This window comes from Roseateles sp. FW301-B2, assembly GCF_058788955.1.
The window spans coordinates 24,670-39,593 of the sequence record NZ_JBYTBE010000007.1 but is presented as its reverse complement, the minus strand read 5'-3'; the positions used below and the strand labels follow the sequence as shown (position 1 = coordinate 39,593).

Here is a 14,924-nt window from a genome sequence, read left to right as displayed (position 1 = left end):
TAGCGTCATGGCACGCGTCTGTCAAGTTACGGGTAAGCGCCCGATGGTGGGAAACAATGTTTCTCACGCCAACAACAAAACCAAGCGTCGGTTCCTGCCGAATCTGCAGTACCGCCGTTTCTGGCTCGAAACCGAAAACCGCTGGGTGCGTCTGCGCGTGTCCAATGCTGCTCTGCGCCTGATCGACAAGGTCGGCATCGAGCAAGTCGTTGCCGATCTGCGCGCCAAGGGCGAGCTCTGATCAACCGCTGAACATCAAGGAGTCTCATCATGGCAAGCAAAGGCGGACGCGAGAAGATCAAGCTGGAATCCACCGCGGGTACCGGTCACTTCTACACCACGAACAAGAACAAGAAGACGACGCCCGAAAAGCTCGAATTCATGAAGTTCGACCCCAAGGCACGCAAGCATGTCCTGTACAAGGAAATCAAGCTGAAGTAATTCAGCCGCTGAGCATGCAGCAGCCTTAAGAAAAACCCGCCCGCGCAAGCCGGCGGGTTTTTTCATGCCAGGAATACTCTCAATTCAGGGCTTCTTGGGCGGCACGAACTCGGCCTGGAACCAGTCGTCGAGCAGGCGTTTCTCGTAACGCATCGGGTCGGAATCCCAGTAACGCGAACCGCGCATCTGGTAGCCCAGATCGCGCAACTGCGCCTCGCCCTGGCGATCGGGCTGATTCGCCTCGCGGATCAGGTAGCGGAACTCGATGCGCGGTGAGGTCACGCTGCGCATCACGCGCAAGCGCTCCATGCGCCGCCCCACGGGCTCGATCTCGCCCGCCAGGTCCACATCCGTCACCTCAAACGTCAGCTGCTTGCCGGGTGCGAATTTCTCCGCCTGACGCTGCAGATGCTCGGCGATCTGCTGCAGATGCTGTTCGCGGTCGCGCCCGGATTCGCCGGCATCCGCGAAGTTTTCCGGATGGATGAATTTGACCTCGGCCGCCGCCAGCGCCGTAGAACCGGCAAATCCCAGCGCGAGCAGCCAGCAGAGATTTCGCAATGTATGGGACTTCATGACAGGCCCTCCATGCATCATCAAGACGCATATCGAGAATACGCAAAAAGGGCGCCACCTGGGCGCCCTTTACGTCAAGCAACACTCGCGGCGCCTAGACGCGTACCGCGCGCAGCCCGATGGCAAACGCCCGCAACTCGGCGATACCGCTTTCCTCGGCCTTGCGGCACCAGGCCTGCAAGTCGCTCACTAGTTGCTCGGCCGACACATTGGTGCGCGTCCACAACTGGCGCAGCTCCTCGCGCATCAGCATCAGCTTGTCCAGCGCCGGGCTGGCGGCGCGGGCGCCGGCAATCTGGGCCAGATAGGCGCTCGGGATGCGGTCGGCATCGCGATGCAGCCAGCGCTTGGCGAGCTTCAGTTCGGCCCAGCGGGCGCTGTGCTGCTCACCCTGCGCCTTCAGGCGCGCCAGCTCCACAGCGCAGGCCGCCTTGAGCTCGCGCCCGTACTTGGCCATCACCTCGTAGCGATTCGCGATGATGGCTTCCAGCGTGTCCTTGTCAGCTACCGGCTTGACCTCGCCCATGCGCATCTGCGGGGCGGTCTTGCGCACCTTGGCCCAGCCCAGCATCTCGAAGGCGCGGATATAGCCCCAGCCGATGTCGAACTCGAAGGGCTTGACCGAGAACTTGGCCGAGGTCGGGTAGGTGTGGTGGTTGTTGTGCAACTCCTCGCCACCGATCAGGATGCCCCAGGGCGACACATTGGTCGACGCATCCTGCGCCTCGAAGTTGCGATAGCCCCAGTAGTGGCCGATGCCGTTGATCACACCGGTGGCCCACACCGGGATCCAGGCCATCTGGATCGCCCAGATGGTGGCGCCGATGGCACCGAACAGGGCCAGGTTGATGACCAGCATGAGGCCCACGCCCTGCCAGGAATAACGCGTGTAGAGATTGCGTTCGATCCAGTCGTCCGGCGTACCGAGGCCAAACTTGGCAATGGTTTCCTTGTTCTGGGCTTCGGCGCGATAGAGTTCCACGCCGGTCAGCAGCAGGGCCTTGAGGCCGCGCGTCTGCGGGCTGTGCGGGTCTTCCTCGGTCTCGCACTTGGCGTGGTGCTTGCGGTGCACGGCCACGAATTCCTTGGTCACCATGCCGGTGGTGAGCCACAACCAGAAGCGGAAGAAATGCGCAGGGATGGGGCCCAGATCCAGGGCACGGTGCGCTTGCGCCCGGTGCAGGAAGATCGTCACGCCCAGGATGGTGAAATGCGTCACCACCAGGGTGTACGCGACGATCTGCCAGAAGCTGGCGCCGGTCAGGCCGTCGGACAGCCACTGCACCAGCGCGTCGCGCACGCTCATCAATTCAATCATTCAGACCTTGCCTTGCCCACCAACGAGCGTCATGGTTGTTATCTCTGCCAAGCCCTGATTGTAGGCGAGCGGCTCTAAACGGCCGCTCGCGCCAGCGGCGCAAAGCGTGCTTGCTTCTTCTGCTTACTTCTTCTGCCAGACGGCCGCGAAGAAGCCATCGCTGCCATGGCGGTGCGGCCACAGCCGCACAAAGCCCTGCTCGCACAGGCTGGCGGCATTGGCCACATGGGCGCGCTCCAGGCAGTCCTGCGCGGCCAGCGGCTCGAACTCCGGATGCGCGGCGCTGAAGGCCTGCGCGATCTCCTCGTTCTCGGCGCTCAGCAGGCTGCAGGTCGCGTACACCAAGCGGCCGCCCGACTTCAGCAGGCGCGCCGCGCTTTCCAGGATCGCGGCCTGCTTGACCTGCAACTCCTTCACAGCTTGCGGCGACTGGCGCCATTTCAAGTCCGGGTTGCGGCGCAGGGTGCCCAGGCCCGAGCAGGGCGCATCGACCAGCACGCGGTCGATCTTGCCCGTGAGGCGCTTGACGCGGTCGTCGCGCTCATACGCGATCTGGGCCGGGTAGACGTTGGACAGGCCGCTGCGCGCCAGCCGCGGCTTGAGCGCATCCAACCGATGGCCGGACACATCGAAGGCGTAGAGCCGGCCGGTGTTGCGCATCGCCGCGCCCAGGGCCAGGGTCTTGCCGCCGGCGCCGGCGCAGAAGTCCACCACCATCTCGCTGCGCTTGGGGTCCAGCAGCAGCGCCAGCAGCTGACTGCCCTCGTCCTGCACCTCCACCGTGCCGTTGGTGAAGACCTCCAGCTTGTTGAGCGCCGGCTTGCCCTGCACGCGCAGACCCCAGGGCGAGAAAGGCGTGGCCTCGGCCTCAATCCCGGCGGCCTTGAGCGCCGCCTGCGCCTCTTCGCGCTTGGCCTTGAGCAGGTTGACGCGCAGGTCCAGCGGTGCGGCCTCGTTCATGGCCGCGGCCAGGGCCCAGAATTCCGTTTCGTCGCCGTCCTTGGCCAGGCGCGCCAGCAGCGGCTCGGCCAGCCAGTCGGGCAGGTTGTGGCGCAGCTTGGGCGCCAGATTGGCATGGTCAATGGTCTTGAGCTGGTCCAGCCATTGACGTTCTTGCGGGCTCAGCGCGCTGTGCAGAAAGGCCTCGCTGCCGGCCCAGCCCAGTATCACCAGGCGGCGTTCCATCGGGCCGGCGCCCGATTGCGCCAGATGCTGCAGCAGCAGGCGTTTGCGCAGCACCGTGTAGACGGTCTCGGCCAGGGTGCCGCGCTCGCGCTGGCCCAGGCCCTTGTTTTTGCGGAAATAGGCGGAAACCACGCCATCGGCGGGCGAGTCGAACTTGAGCACGGCGCGCAGCAGCTCGCAGCTCATATCTAGAAGGGCATTAGGATGCATGCGCCAATTATCCATTGCCGTCCCTTGCATCCCTTGCCGCGCCATCAAATGAGTAGCACCGAACTCGCCCCCCTGCCCGCCACACCCACCGGCCGCTATCGCCACTACAAGGGCGGCGAATACGAGGTGATTGGGGTCGGCCGGCACAGCGAGACGCTGGAGCCCATGGTCATTTACCGTCCGCTCTACGGCGATGTCGGCCTGTGGCTGCGCCCGCATGCGATGTTCTTTGGCAGCCTGCTGCATGAGGGACGCGAGGTGCTGCGTTTCAGCCCCTGCGAGGCGGCATGAGCCTGCTGCGCGCGCGCCCGCGCCTGCTGGTGGGCTGCGCCATCGGCCTGCTGCTGGCCCTGCTGTGGCCCATCGCCCTACCCTGGCTGACGCGCCTGCTGCTGGGCTGGAATACCGGCGTCTGGACCTATCTGACCCTGGTGCTGTGGATGATGAGCCGCTCCGATGCCGCGCATCTGCAGCAGCGCGCCCGCCTGCTGGGCGACGGCATGGCGGTGGTGCTACTGCTGGCGATGGTGGGCGCCTTCGCCAGCCTGGCGGCCATCACGCTGGAAATGGCCCAGGTCCGGCATGGCGTGAACGCGGTGCAGGGCTGGCCCTATCTGCTGCTGGCCATCGCCACGGTGGCGGGCTCCTGGCTGCTGCTGCCGGTGGAGTTCTCGCTCGCCTACGCCAGCCTCTATCACCGCGAGGCCGGCGGCGCCAACGGGCTGGAATTCCCCGGCCTCAAGGGCCATCCGGACTACCTGGATTTCTTCTACTTCGCGGTGACGCTGGCGGCCACCTCGCAGACCTCGGACGTGGCGGTGAGCACGCGCCCGATGCGCCGCCTGGTGCTGGTGCAGGCGGTGCTGTCCTTTGTCTTCAACACCGGCGTGCTGGCCCTGACCATCAACATCCTGGCCGGGCTGATCAGTTGAACCTCAGCTGAAGGACTGCGACTCGCCGGCCAGCTGCTGCACGCGCGCACCCTCGATGCGCAGCTGATCCTGCACGAACCAGCGCACCGCGCGCGGGTACATCCGGTGCTCCAGCCCGAGCACGCGCGCCGACAGCGCCGCCTCGTCGTCGCCCGCCAGGATGGGCGCCACCGCCTGCGCCACGATCGGGCCATGGTCCAGCTCGGCGGTGACGAAGTGCACCGTCGCGCCGGCAAAGCGGCAACCCGCCTCCAGCGCGCGCTGGTGGGTGTGCAGGCCGGTGAAGGCCGGCAGCAGCGAGGGATGGATATTGAGCATGCGGCCCTCGTAATGCCGCGTGAACTCGGGCGTGAGGATGCGCATGAAACCGGCCAGCACCAGCAGATCGGGCGTGTAGCCATCGATCACGCGCGCCAGTTCGGCATCGAAGCTGGCGCGGTCGGGGAAGGCCTTGTGATCCACCACCGCGGTGGCAATCCCATGGCTGGCGGCAAAGGCCAGCCCGGCCGCACCCGGGCGGTTGCTGATCACCGCGGCGATGCGCGCCGGCCAGCCCTCGGCCGCGCAGGCCTTGACGATGGCCTCCATATTCGAGCCACGGCCGGAGATCAGGATCACGATGCTTTTCATGGGGCGGCAGTGTAGCTCCCTACAATCCACGCTCCTATGAGCGAACAAGCCACCCACATCCCCGCCGCGCCGCGCCAGCGTGTGCTTTCCGGCATGCGCCCCACCGGTGCCCTGCACCTGGGCCATTACCACGGCGCGCTGAAGAACTGGGTGCGCCTGCAGTCCGACTACGACTGCTTCTTCTTCGTGGCCGACTGGCATGCGCTCACCACCCACTACCAGAGCAAGGAAGTGGTGGAGCGGAATGTCTACGACATGGTGGTGGACTGGCTGGCCGCCGGCCTGGACCCCGAGCAGGCCACCCTCTTCATCCAGAGCCGCATGCCCGAGCATGCCGAGCTCTTCACCCTGCTGGCCATGAGCACCCCCTCCAGCTGGCTGGAGCGCATGCCCAGCTACAAGGACCAGGTGGAAAAGAATCGCGAACTCGCCACCTACGGCTTCCTCGGCTACCCGCTGCTGCAGGCCGCCGACATCCTGATCTACAAGGCCGCCCTGGTGCCGGTGGGCGAGGACCAGGCCGCCCATGTGGAGGTGACGCGCGAGGTGGCGCGCCGCTTCAACAACATCTACTGCGCCGAGGCCCCGATCCTGCCCGAGCCCCAGGCCCTGCTGACCGAGACCTCGCGCCTGGGCGGCTTGGACGGCCGCAAGATGAGCAAGAGCTATGGCAACACCATCGCGATGCGCGACGCGCCGGCGCTGGTGGAAGAGAAAATCCGCACCATGCCCACCGACCCGCAGCGCGTGCGTCGCGGCGACCCCGGCGACCCGGCGCGCTGCCCGGTGTGGGAGTTCCACCAGCTCTACTCCGATGCGGGCACACAGGCCTGGGCCGAGGCCGGCTGCAAGAGCGCCGGCATCGGCTGCCTGGATTGCAAGCAGCCGGTGATCGATGCCATCGTGAAGGAACAGGCGCCCTGGCGCGCACGCGCCGACGAGTTCCTCGCCAATCCCAAGCAGGTGCACTGGATCGTCGAGGTGGGCACCGAGCGCGCGCGCGCGGTGGCGCGCAAGACCCTGCGCGAGGTGCGCGCGGCGATGGGCCTGGCCTACTGAATGCAGACGCCCGCCATGGCCGCCATCCACATCACCGACATCGAGGCCGCCATCAACTGGTGGCGCGAGCGCGAGCCCTCCGACGGCCTGCGCGCCTGCGCCGCCGTGCGTGCGCTGGCCGAGGTCTATGGCCTGCTGGTCTACTACCGCGAGAGCGAGTGCGACGAAGACAGCATGCCCGCAGCCGCCAAACAGGCCTGGCTGGCCTGGTACGACAGCACCCCCGACGCGCCCTGCATCGCGATCTGCTCCACCAGCCAGGGCGACGCCATCTGCAAGGGCTGCGGCCGCAGCTTTGACGAGGTGCAGAACTGGCCGGTGATGACGCCGGCCGAGAAGCGCGTCACCTGGCGCCGCATCTCCATCGAGGCCACGGCCTGGCGCTTCAACCGCTATGCCGAGCGCGCGCGCGAGTTCGTCGGCATCGACCATCCGCAGCGCCAACCGGGAGCCGGCGCTTGAGCGCAGGTCATCTGGACAGCCTGCGGCGCCTGCTGCCGCTGGCCTGGCCGGTGTTCGTGGGCCAGCTGGCGGTGCTGGGCTACTCCACCGTCGACACCATACTGGTGGCACGCCACTCGGCCATCGACCTGGCCGCGCTGTCGGTGGGCTCGGCCGTCTTCATGACCATCTTCATCGGCCTGATGGGGGTGGTGCTGGCGGTCTCGCCGGTGGTGGGCCAGCTGTTCGGCGCCGGCCGGCTGCGCGAGGCCGGCGACGAACTGCACCAGGCCATCTGGCTGGCCCTGCTGCTCACCCTGGTGGGCGAGCTGGTGCTGCTGTTCCCCGGCCCCTTGCTGGCGATCGCCCAGGTCACGCCCGAGGTCGAGGCCAAGGTGCGCGGCTATCTGCTGGCCCTGAGCATCTCGCTGCCGGCCAATCTGATCTTCACCGCCTACCGCGGCTTCAATACAGCGGTGTCGCGGCCCAAGGCGGTGATGGTGCTGCAGGTGGGCGGCCTGGCGCTCAAGCTGCCGCTCAGTGCGTTGCTGGTGCACGGCTTCGGCGTGGCGGGCTGGCAGGTGCCCGCCCTGGGCGCGGTGGGTTGCGGCATCGCCACCGCCATCGTGATGTGGGGTCAGGTCTTGATCTCGCTGGCGATCCTGCGCCGCGACGGCTTCTACGCCCGCTTCGGCCTGCACGACGGCGGCCTGCACCGGCCGCGCCTGCAGGCGATGCGCCAGCTGCTCAAGCTGGGCCTGCCGATGGGCGGCGCCATCCTGATCGAGGTCACCGGCTTCACCTTCATGGCCATCTTCATCGCCCGCCTGGGCGCCACGCCGGTGGCCGGCCACCAGCTGGCGGTGAACATGATCGCGCTGATGTTCATGATGCCGATGGCGCTGGGCAATGCCGCCGGCACCCTGGTGGCGCAGCGCGTCGGCGCGCATGACGCGGCGGATGCGCGCCGCCTGGGCTGGCACAGCCTGGAGATCGCGCTGGCGCTGTCCTGCCTGCTGGGCGGCCTGGTGTTCTTCGCGCGCGAGCAGGTGTTAAACCTCTACACCCAGGATCCCGCCATCATCGCCGCCGCACTGCCCCTGCTGCTGTGGGTATGGCTGTTCCATATGGGCGATGCCGGCCAGACCGTGGCCGCCTTTGTGCTGCGCGCCCACCATGTGGCCAACGCGCCGATGGTGATCTACGCGGTGGCGGTGGCCGGCCTGGGCCTGGGCGGCGGCTATGCGCTGGCCTTCGGTCATGTACCTGGCGCGCCCCAGGCCTGGCGCGGCGCGCCCGGCTTCTGGGTGGCGGCCACCGCCGGCCTGGTCACCGCGGCCGCAGCGCTCGGCGCGCTGCTGGCCTATGTGCACCGCGTGGAAGCCAGAGAGCAGCTCAGGCCAGCGGCAGACTGAGCACAAACTCGCTGCCGCCGCCCGCGCGCGGCTCGCAGCGCACCTGGCCGCGATGGCGCTGGGCGATCTGCTTCACCAGGCTCAGACCCAGGCCCACGCCGCCGGCCTGCTCGGCATGGCCGGGCAGGCGGAAAAAGGGCTCGAAGATGCGTTCGCGCATGGCCTCGGGCACGCCGGGTCCGCGGTCGCAGACGCGCAACTCCAGCATGGCGCCGCGCCGGCCCAGCTTCAGCAGCACCTCGGGCCCGCCGTAGCGGCGCGCGTTCTCCAGCAGGTTGCGCAAGGCGCGGCGCAGCAGGCGTTCCTCGCCGCGCAGGGCCAGCTCGGCCGCGCCGTCCTCGGGTTCGAACTGGGCGCCGCTGCGCGCCGCTTCCTCGGCGGCCAGGGCCAGCAGATCCACGGCCTCCGGCAGCGGCTCCTGCTGGCCGGCCTCCAGCCGGCTCGCCAGCAGCACCTCTTCCACCAGCGCATCGAGCTCGCCGATATTGGTGTGGATCTCGGCCTGCAGCTTGGCGCGTTGCGCCGGGCCGGCCTCGTCCAGCATCGCGAAGGCCATCTTCAGCCGCGCCAGCGGCGAGCGCAGCTCGTGGCTGGCATTGGCCAGCAGGCTCTGGTGCGAGCGCAGCAGCGATTCGATGCGCTCGGCCGCGCGGTTGAAGCTCAGCGCCAGGGCGCTGACCTCGTCATTGCCCTGGTCGTCGACGCGATGGCTCAGCTGGCCCTCGCCGAACTGTTCCACGCCGCGCTTGAGCGCCTCCAGGCGGCGCGTGAGCCGCTTGACGACCGGAAAGGCCCCCGCCGCCACGCCCACGAACAGCAGCACCAGCAGGGCCGCCAGCATCTCGCCATTGGCGCGCGGGCCCAGCAGCGGCAGCGCCGCCCAGCCGGGTTCGTCGCGCCGCATCATCGGCCGCGGCGGTCGCTCGCCACCACCACCGCCTCCATCGCGCGCCATCGGGCCGCCCGGCGGAGGCCGCCAGCCGCGCATGAAGCTGATGCTGCGGCCATCGTCCAGCTTGATCTGCAGCGCGCGGCCGCCGGCGCCCTCCTCGCGGCGCTCGAACAGCTCGGTGGCGGCGATGCGATCGCCCCGGACATCGTCCAGCGCGATCGCCAGGCGCAGGCGCTCGCCCCATTCCTCCAGCACCGCGGCCTGCTGCGCGCGCGGCGCATCGGCCGCCGGCAGCACGCGCTGGATCAGCTGCGCCATCGCGGTCAGCCTGTCCTTGGCCGCCACCTCGAAGTTGCCGCGCTCCTGCTCGATCTGGTGATGGAACAGCCAGCCGGAGCCGAGCGCGAACGCCGCCAGCACCACCACCAGGGTCAGGTAGATGCGCCAGTACAGCGACCTCACTCGCCGCTGCCTTCCGCGTCCTGCTTGCGCGCGAACACATAGCCGGCGCCGCGCACCGTCAGCACCCGGCGCGGGGCCTTGGGGTCGTCCTCGATGACGGAGCGGATGCGCGAGATATGCACGTCGATGGAGCGATCGAAGGCCTCCAGCGGATGGCCCTTGAGCGAATCCATGATCTGGTCGCGCGAGAGCACCCGGCCGGGGCTCTGCGCCAGCACCACCAGCAGGTCGAACTGGTGGCTGGTGAGGTCGCAGACCTTGCCGTCCAGGCGCGCCAGACGTGCCGCCAGATCGATCTCCAGGCGGCCGAAGCGCAGCACCTCGTCGGTGGGCAGGTCGGGCTCCAAGCGGCGCAACATGGCCTTGATGCGGGCCTGCAACTCGCGCGGCTCGAAGGGCTTGGCGAGGTAATCGTCGGCGCCCAGCTCCAGGCCCAGGATGCGGTCCATGGGCTCGCCGCGCGCCGACAGCATCAGCACCGGCAGGCGCTTGAAGCGCTTGTCGCCGCGCAGCCCGCGGCAGAAGTCCAGGCCGTCGCCATCGGGCAGCATCAGGTCCAGCACGAGCAGATCGGGCAGGGCCGCGTCCAGCGCGGCACGCCCCTCGGCCAGCGAGCCGGCCGCCTCCACCTCGAAACCGGCATGGCGGAGATAGTCCCCCAGCATGCCGGTGAGGCGGGCGTCATCGTCGATCAACAGCAGTCTGGAACTCATGGTTCTCGCATGGGTGGCGCCGCGCGCCCTGGCCAACTCGCGTTGCTGGCGGGCGGCGCCGTCTGAGTGGGCGTAAGCCTGAAGCATAGTGCCCTCAGTTGCCGCGCGCCTTCATGCGCTCGGCCATGCGGGCCTGCTGCTTCTTCATGCGCTCGGCCAGCTTGGCGCGCTGCTCCGGCGTGAGCACGCGTGCCGCATCGATGAAGGCCTGGCTCATGCGCTTGCTGATGGTCTCATGCAGGGCCTGCTGCTGCTGGCGCAGCGCCTCGATGGAGACCGCGTCGATATTGGCGGCGGCGAACAGGGTCAGGCTTTGCGCGTGCAGGGCACGGGCGCTGTCATGCGTGGCCTTCAGGTCGGCGCGTGCCGCATCCATGATCTGCTTGATCTGGGCGCGCTGTGCATCGCTGGCGTCCACCGCGTCCAGCATGTGTTCGGCGTGGCCGCCCATCATGCCGGGGCCACCCATCATCATGCCGCCGCGCGGGCCATGGCCCTGGGCCTGGGCCATCGAGAGGCTGCCGGCCATCACCAGGGCCAGGGCTGCGAACTTGAGCTTGCTCATGTCATTCTCCATCCGGGTTGCGATGGAAGAATGTTCGCGCCGTCAAGTGAGGCGCTTGTGCGGGTGCCGTAAAGATCTGTGAAGAATGAAGAAAGAAAAAAGGAGCCCGTGGGCTCCTTTGCTCGGACTTGCTGATCAAGCTCACTTGATCGGCTTGAAGCGCATGCGCTTGGGGCGCGCGCCTTCTTCGCCGAGGCGCTTCTTCTTGTCGGCCTCGTACTCGTGGAAGTTGCCGTCGAAGAAGAACCACTGCGAATCGCCTTCGCAGGCCAGGATGTGGGTGCAGATGCGGTCCAGGAACCAGCGATCGTGCGAGATCACCATGGCCGAGCCGGCGAACTCCAGCAGCGCCTCTTCCAGCGCGCGCAGGGTTTCGACGTCGAGGTCGTTCGAGGGTTCGTCCAGCATCAGCACATTGCCGCCCTGGGCCAGGGTCTTGGCCAGGTGCAGGCGGCCGCGCTCACCACCGGAGAGCTGGCCCACCATCTTCTGCTGGTCGTTGCCCTTGAAGTTGAAGCGGCCGATATAGGCGCGGCTGGGCATCACGAACTTGCCGACCACGATGTTGTCGAGGCCGCCCGAGACGTCTTCCCACACCGTCTTGTCGGCGTCCAGGCTGGCGCGGCTCTGGTCCACAAAGGCCAGCTTGGCGGTCTTGCCGATCTTCACCGTGCCCGAGTCCGGCTGCTCCACGCCCTGGATCATGCGGAACAGCGTCGACTTGCCGGCGCCGTTGGGGCCGATGATGCCGACGATGGCGCCGGCCGGCACCTTGAAGCTGAGGTTGTCGATCAGCACGCGGTCGCCGAAGCTCTTGGAGACGTTCTCGAACTCGATCACCTCATTGCCCAGGCGCTCAGCCACGGGGATGAAGATTTCGTTGGTCTCGTTGCGCTTCTGGTAGTCGACGTCGCTGAGCTCCTCGAAGCGGGCCAGACGCGCCTTGCTCTTGGCCTGGCGGCCCTTGGCGTTGGAGCGCACCCACTTGAGCTCCTCCTTCATCGCCTTCATGCGCGCGTCTTCGGTCTTCTGCTCCTGCTCCAGGCGGCTTTCCTTCTGGTCCAGCCAGTCGGAGTAGTTGCCCTTCCAGGGGATGCCGCGGCCGCGGTCCAGTTCCAGGATCCACTCGGCAGCGTTGTCGAGGAAGTAGCGATCGTGGGTGATGGCCACCACGGTGCCGGGGAAGCGCTGCAGGAACTGCTCCAGCCACTCCACGGACTCGGCGTCCAAGTGGTTGGTGGGCTCGTCCAGCAAGAGCATGTCGGGCTTGGAGAGCAGCAGGCGGCACAGCGCCACGCGGCGCTTCTCGCCACCGGAGAGCACGCCGATCTGCGCGTCCCAGGGCGGCAGGTTCAGGGCGTCGGCGGCCAGCTCCAGTTGCAGATCGGTGTTCTCGCTGCCGGCGGCGGCGATGATGGCCTCCAGCTCACCCTGCTCGGCGGCCAGGGCGTCGAAGTCGGCGTCCGGCTCGGCATAGGCGGCATAGACCTCGTCCAGGCGCTTCTTGGCGGCCAGCACGCCGCCAATGCCCTCTTCCACCGCCTGGCGCACGGTCTGGTCCGGATTGAGCTTGGGCTCCTGCTCCAGATAACCGATCTTGATGCCCGGCATGGGCACGGCCTCGCCCTCGAACTCCTTGTCCACGCCGGCCATGATCTTCAGGATGGTGGACTTGCCCGAGCCGTTCAGACCCAGCACGCCGATCTTGGCGCCGGGGAAGAACGACAGCGAGATGTCCTTGAGGATGTGCCGTTTGGGTGGAACCGTCTTGTTGACGCGGTTCATTGAGAAGACGTACTGGGCCATGAAGGGTCCTGTTTGGAGGTGCTGGTGGTGCGGTGCCGGCGCCCGCGACAGATTGCGCCAGCGCCAAACCGGCTATTGTCGCAGCTTCGCATGGCGCTCCTCGATTGAGGTACAAAGCGCTCTGTCCCAGCCAGGAGCATTGCCCATGCACAAGACCCTCAAGCTCACCCTGCTCGCCGCCGGCCTCGCGCTGGCTCTGGGCCTGCAGGCCCAGACCCTGCGCTGGGCCAGCCAGGGCGATCCGCAGACCATGGACCCGCATTCGCAGAACGAGTCCATGACGAACATGATGAACGGCCAGGTCTACGAGACCCTCACCAAGCTCGACGCCGGCCTCAAGCCGGGGCCGGGTCTGGCGCTGGAATGGAAGCAGGTCGGGCCGCTGGTCTGGCGCTTCAAGCTGCGCCCCGGCGTGAAGTTCCATGACGGTTCGGCCTTCACGGCCGACGATGTGGTGTTCTCCATCAACCGCGCCAAGGACATCAATTCGCAGATCCGCGTCTACGCCAATGCGGTGGGCACGCCCAAGAAGATCGACCCTCTGACGGTGGAGTTCCAGCTCGACAAGGTCAACCCGATCTTTCTGCAGCACATCAACACGCTCTTCATCATGAGCAAGAGCTGGTGCGAGGCGCACAAGGTCGTCAAGCCGCTGAACTTCAAGGACAAGGAAGAGACTTATGCCTCGCTGAATGCCAATGGCACCGGCCCCTATGTGCTGGCGAGCCGCGCCCCCGGCATCAAGACTACCTACAAGCGCAACCCGGCCTGGTGGGGCAAGTTCGACGGCAATGTGCAGGAGATCGTCTATTCGCCCATCGGCAACGACGCCACGCGCCTGGCGGCGCTGGTGTCGGGCGAGATCGACCTGGTGCTGGACCCGGCCCCGCGCGACGTGCCGCGCCTGCGCAATACCGCCGGCGTGAAGGTGCTGGAGGGGCTGGAGAACCGCCTCATCTTCGTCGGCATGGACCAGCAGCGCGACAAGCTGCTCTATGCGAATGTGCCCGGTCTAAATGGACAAGATAGAAACCCCTTCAAGGACCTGCGCGTGCGCCGCGCGCTCTACCAGGCCATCGACATCGAGGCCATCAAGACCAAGCTGATGAATGGGCTCTCGGCCCCCACCGGCGGCCTCACGCCCTCGGCCAAGGGCTCCTACGAGGATCCGGCCATCGAGGCGCGCCTGCCGCACGACATGGCCGCTGCCAAGAAGCTCATGAGCGAGGCCGGCTATGCCGAGGGCTTCGAGGTCACGATGGACTGCCCCAACAACCGCTATGTCAACGACGAGGAGATCTGCCTGGCGCTGGCCTCGATGTGGGCCCAGCTGAAGGTGAAGGTCAAGGTGAACGCGCAGCCCCGCGTCATCACCTTCCCCAAGCTGGAGAAGCAGGACACCAGCCTCTACCTCTACGGCTGGGGCGGTTCCATCACCGACGCCGAGATCATCATGAACCCGGTTTGGCGCAACCGCGGCGACAACGGCGTCGGCTACAACAACTTCGGCGGCTGGAAGAACGACAAGTTCGACCAGCTCGCCGCCGCCTCCAGCATCGAGCCCGACCCGGTCAAGCGCGAGGCCATGGTGAAGTCGGCGCTGAAGGAGTTCAAGGACGGCATCCACGTGATCCCCCTGCACCGCCAGATGATTCCCTGGGCGGCGCGCCAGAACGTCACGGCGGTACACCGCAGCGACAACTGGCTGGAGGTGGCCTGGGTGAATGTGGGCAAATAGCCTGCGCGTTCAGGCAGACGGCGCGATCAGCGTGACGCGCCGGTTCTGCGTCCGGCCGGCCTCGCTGGCATTGTCGGCAATCGGCTTCAGTGCGCCGAAGCCGCGTACTCGCAAGCGCGCCGGCGCCATGCCCGCCGCGGCCAGTGCGCGCCCGACAGCCTCGGCGCGCCGCTCCGACAGACGCAGGTTGTACTCGTCGTTGCCGACGTTGTCGCTGTGGCCCTCGACGCGCAGGCCGTCGATGCCAACGCCAGCGAGGCCCTGGGCGATCTGGCGCAAGCGCTGCAACTGCGCCCCGCTGAGCTGGTCCGAGTCAAAATCGAACAGCAGGCCCGTGCCCAGATTGAGTTCCCATCCCTCGGCCGCTTCCACGAAGCCCAGCGCGCTGAGAACCTGACGCTGCGAGGGCGTCACCGCGAAGGCATTCGATCCACCAGGGTTCGCGCCATGCTGGCATCCACCCAGCAAGGCGGCGCTGGTCAACACCAAGGCCGCGAGGGATTGAGAGGCAAAACGCATCGACTGCTACTCCTGTCTACCG

17 protein-coding genes are annotated in these 14,924 nt (G+C 67.2%); 8 read left to right on the top strand and 9 right to left on the bottom strand.

Features of this window, described 5'->3' with window-relative positions; genetic code table 11:
• The first annotated feature begins 7 nt into the window (after positions 1–7).
• Together rpmB and rpmG are read left to right on the top strand one after the other, a co-directional pair.
• Positions 8–241: a 50S ribosomal protein L28 gene (rpmB, locus tag AC3WQY_RS06930; RefSeq protein WP_127999047.1), complete on the top strand. Its 234-nt coding sequence runs from the start codon at positions 8–10 to the stop codon at positions 239–241.
• 29 nt (positions 242–270) lie between these two features.
• Entirely contained in the window at positions 271–441 is a 171-nt protein-coding gene (rpmG, locus tag AC3WQY_RS06925) for a 50S ribosomal protein L33 (RefSeq protein ID WP_025564431.1), read from the top strand.
• An 84-nt stretch (positions 442–525) separates the two neighbouring features.
• Here the strand turns inward: rpmG and AC3WQY_RS06920 are convergent, their stop codons facing one another.
• The 3 genes from AC3WQY_RS06920 to AC3WQY_RS06910 all read right to left on the bottom strand — a co-directional run bounded on the left by AC3WQY_RS06920 (position 526) and on the right by AC3WQY_RS06910 (position 3,730).
• The gene (locus AC3WQY_RS06920; RefSeq protein ID WP_285231903.1) at positions 526–1,017 is read right to left on the bottom strand and encodes a DUF3016 domain-containing protein; all 492 of its coding nucleotides are present in this window, start codon (positions 1,015–1,017) and stop codon (positions 526–528) included.
• A gap of 94 nt (positions 1,018–1,111) precedes the next feature.
• The gene (locus AC3WQY_RS06915) at positions 1,112–2,335 is read right to left on the bottom strand and encodes a DesA family fatty acid desaturase (protein WP_492706952.1); all 1,224 of its coding nucleotides are present in this window, start codon (positions 2,333–2,335) and stop codon (positions 1,112–1,114) included.
• 123 nt (positions 2,336–2,458) lie between these two features.
• On the bottom strand, positions 2,459–3,730 hold the full coding sequence (locus tag AC3WQY_RS06910; protein WP_492706950.1) for an RsmB/NOP family class I SAM-dependent RNA methyltransferase: 1,272 nt from the start codon (positions 3,728–3,730) through the stop codon (positions 2,459–2,461).
• A gap of 48 nt (positions 3,731–3,778) precedes the next feature.
• On the opposite strand from AC3WQY_RS06910, the gene AC3WQY_RS06905 reads away from it, so the two are divergent.
• The gene (locus AC3WQY_RS06905; RefSeq protein ID WP_492706947.1) at positions 3,779–4,021 is read left to right on the top strand and encodes a DUF1653 domain-containing protein; all 243 of its coding nucleotides are present in this window, start codon (positions 3,779–3,781) and stop codon (positions 4,019–4,021) included.
• A complete protein-coding gene (locus tag AC3WQY_RS06900) occupies positions 4,018–4,662 on the top strand; it encodes a DUF1345 domain-containing protein (protein WP_492706945.1) in 645 nt (214 codons plus the stop codon). Before AC3WQY_RS06905 ends, AC3WQY_RS06900 begins: the two co-directional genes overlap by 4 nt.
• 3 nt (positions 4,663–4,665) lie before the next feature.
• Here AC3WQY_RS06900 and purN read toward each other — a convergent pair whose 3' ends face one another.
• On the bottom strand, positions 4,666–5,292 hold the full coding sequence (gene purN, locus AC3WQY_RS06895) for a phosphoribosylglycinamide formyltransferase (protein WP_492706944.1): 627 nt from the start codon (positions 5,290–5,292) through the stop codon (positions 4,666–4,668).
• A 36-nt stretch (positions 5,293–5,328) separates the two neighbouring features.
• Between purN and trpS the strand changes: the two genes are divergently transcribed.
• Genes trpS through AC3WQY_RS06880 form a run of 3 tightly spaced genes read left to right on the top strand, consistent with a single transcriptional unit; the run spans position 5,329 to position 8,207 of the window.
• Positions 5,329–6,351, top strand: coding sequence for a tryptophan--tRNA ligase (trpS, locus tag AC3WQY_RS06890; protein WP_492706942.1), 1,023 nt, complete (start codon positions 5,329–5,331; stop codon positions 6,349–6,351).
• Between the two features lie 15 nt (positions 6,352–6,366).
• The gene (locus AC3WQY_RS06885) at positions 6,367–6,813 is read left to right on the top strand and encodes a DUF3717 domain-containing protein (RefSeq protein WP_285235628.1); all 447 of its coding nucleotides are present in this window, start codon (positions 6,367–6,369) and stop codon (positions 6,811–6,813) included.
• On the top strand, positions 6,810–8,207 hold the full coding sequence (locus tag AC3WQY_RS06880; protein ID WP_492706940.1) for an MATE family efflux transporter: 1,398 nt from the start codon (positions 6,810–6,812) through the stop codon (positions 8,205–8,207). Before AC3WQY_RS06885 ends, AC3WQY_RS06880 begins: the two co-directional genes overlap by 4 nt.
• Here AC3WQY_RS06880 and AC3WQY_RS06875 read toward each other — a convergent pair.
• The 4 genes from AC3WQY_RS06875 to ettA all read right to left on the bottom strand — a co-directional run bounded on the left by AC3WQY_RS06875 (position 8,188) and on the right by ettA (position 12,645).
• Positions 8,188–9,561 (bottom strand): sensor histidine kinase, encoded by a 1,374-nt coding sequence (locus AC3WQY_RS06875; protein ID WP_492706938.1) that lies wholly within the window; start codon positions 9,559–9,561, stop codon positions 8,188–8,190. The two genes, AC3WQY_RS06880 and AC3WQY_RS06875, sit on opposite strands and share 20 nt — an antisense overlap.
• Positions 9,558–10,274, bottom strand: coding sequence for a response regulator (locus tag AC3WQY_RS06870; protein ID WP_285231894.1), 717 nt, complete (start codon positions 10,272–10,274; stop codon positions 9,558–9,560). The genes AC3WQY_RS06875 and AC3WQY_RS06870 overlap by 4 nt, the downstream gene beginning before the upstream one ends.
• A gap of 94 nt (positions 10,275–10,368) precedes the next feature.
• Positions 10,369–10,839: a Spy/CpxP family protein refolding chaperone gene (locus AC3WQY_RS06865; RefSeq protein ID WP_285231893.1), complete on the bottom strand. Its 471-nt coding sequence runs from the start codon at positions 10,837–10,839 to the stop codon at positions 10,369–10,371.
• 141 nt (positions 10,840–10,980) lie between these two features.
• Entirely contained in the window at positions 10,981–12,645 is a 1,665-nt protein-coding gene (ettA, locus tag AC3WQY_RS06860) for an energy-dependent translational throttle protein EttA (RefSeq protein ID WP_285231892.1), read from the bottom strand.
• Between the two features lie 145 nt (positions 12,646–12,790).
• Between ettA and AC3WQY_RS06855 the strand changes: the two genes are divergently transcribed.
• The gene (locus AC3WQY_RS06855; protein WP_492706934.1) at positions 12,791–14,383 is read left to right on the top strand and encodes an ABC transporter substrate-binding protein; all 1,593 of its coding nucleotides are present in this window, start codon (positions 12,791–12,793) and stop codon (positions 14,381–14,383) included.
• 9 nt (positions 14,384–14,392) lie between these two features.
• Here AC3WQY_RS06855 and yfiB read toward each other — a convergent pair whose 3' ends face one another.
• Positions 14,393–14,902, bottom strand: a complete 510-nt coding sequence (gene yfiB / locus AC3WQY_RS06850; protein ID WP_492706932.1) for an outer membrane lipoprotein YfiB — start codon at positions 14,900–14,902, stop codon at positions 14,393–14,395.
• Positions 14,903–14,924: the final 22 nt, after the last annotated feature.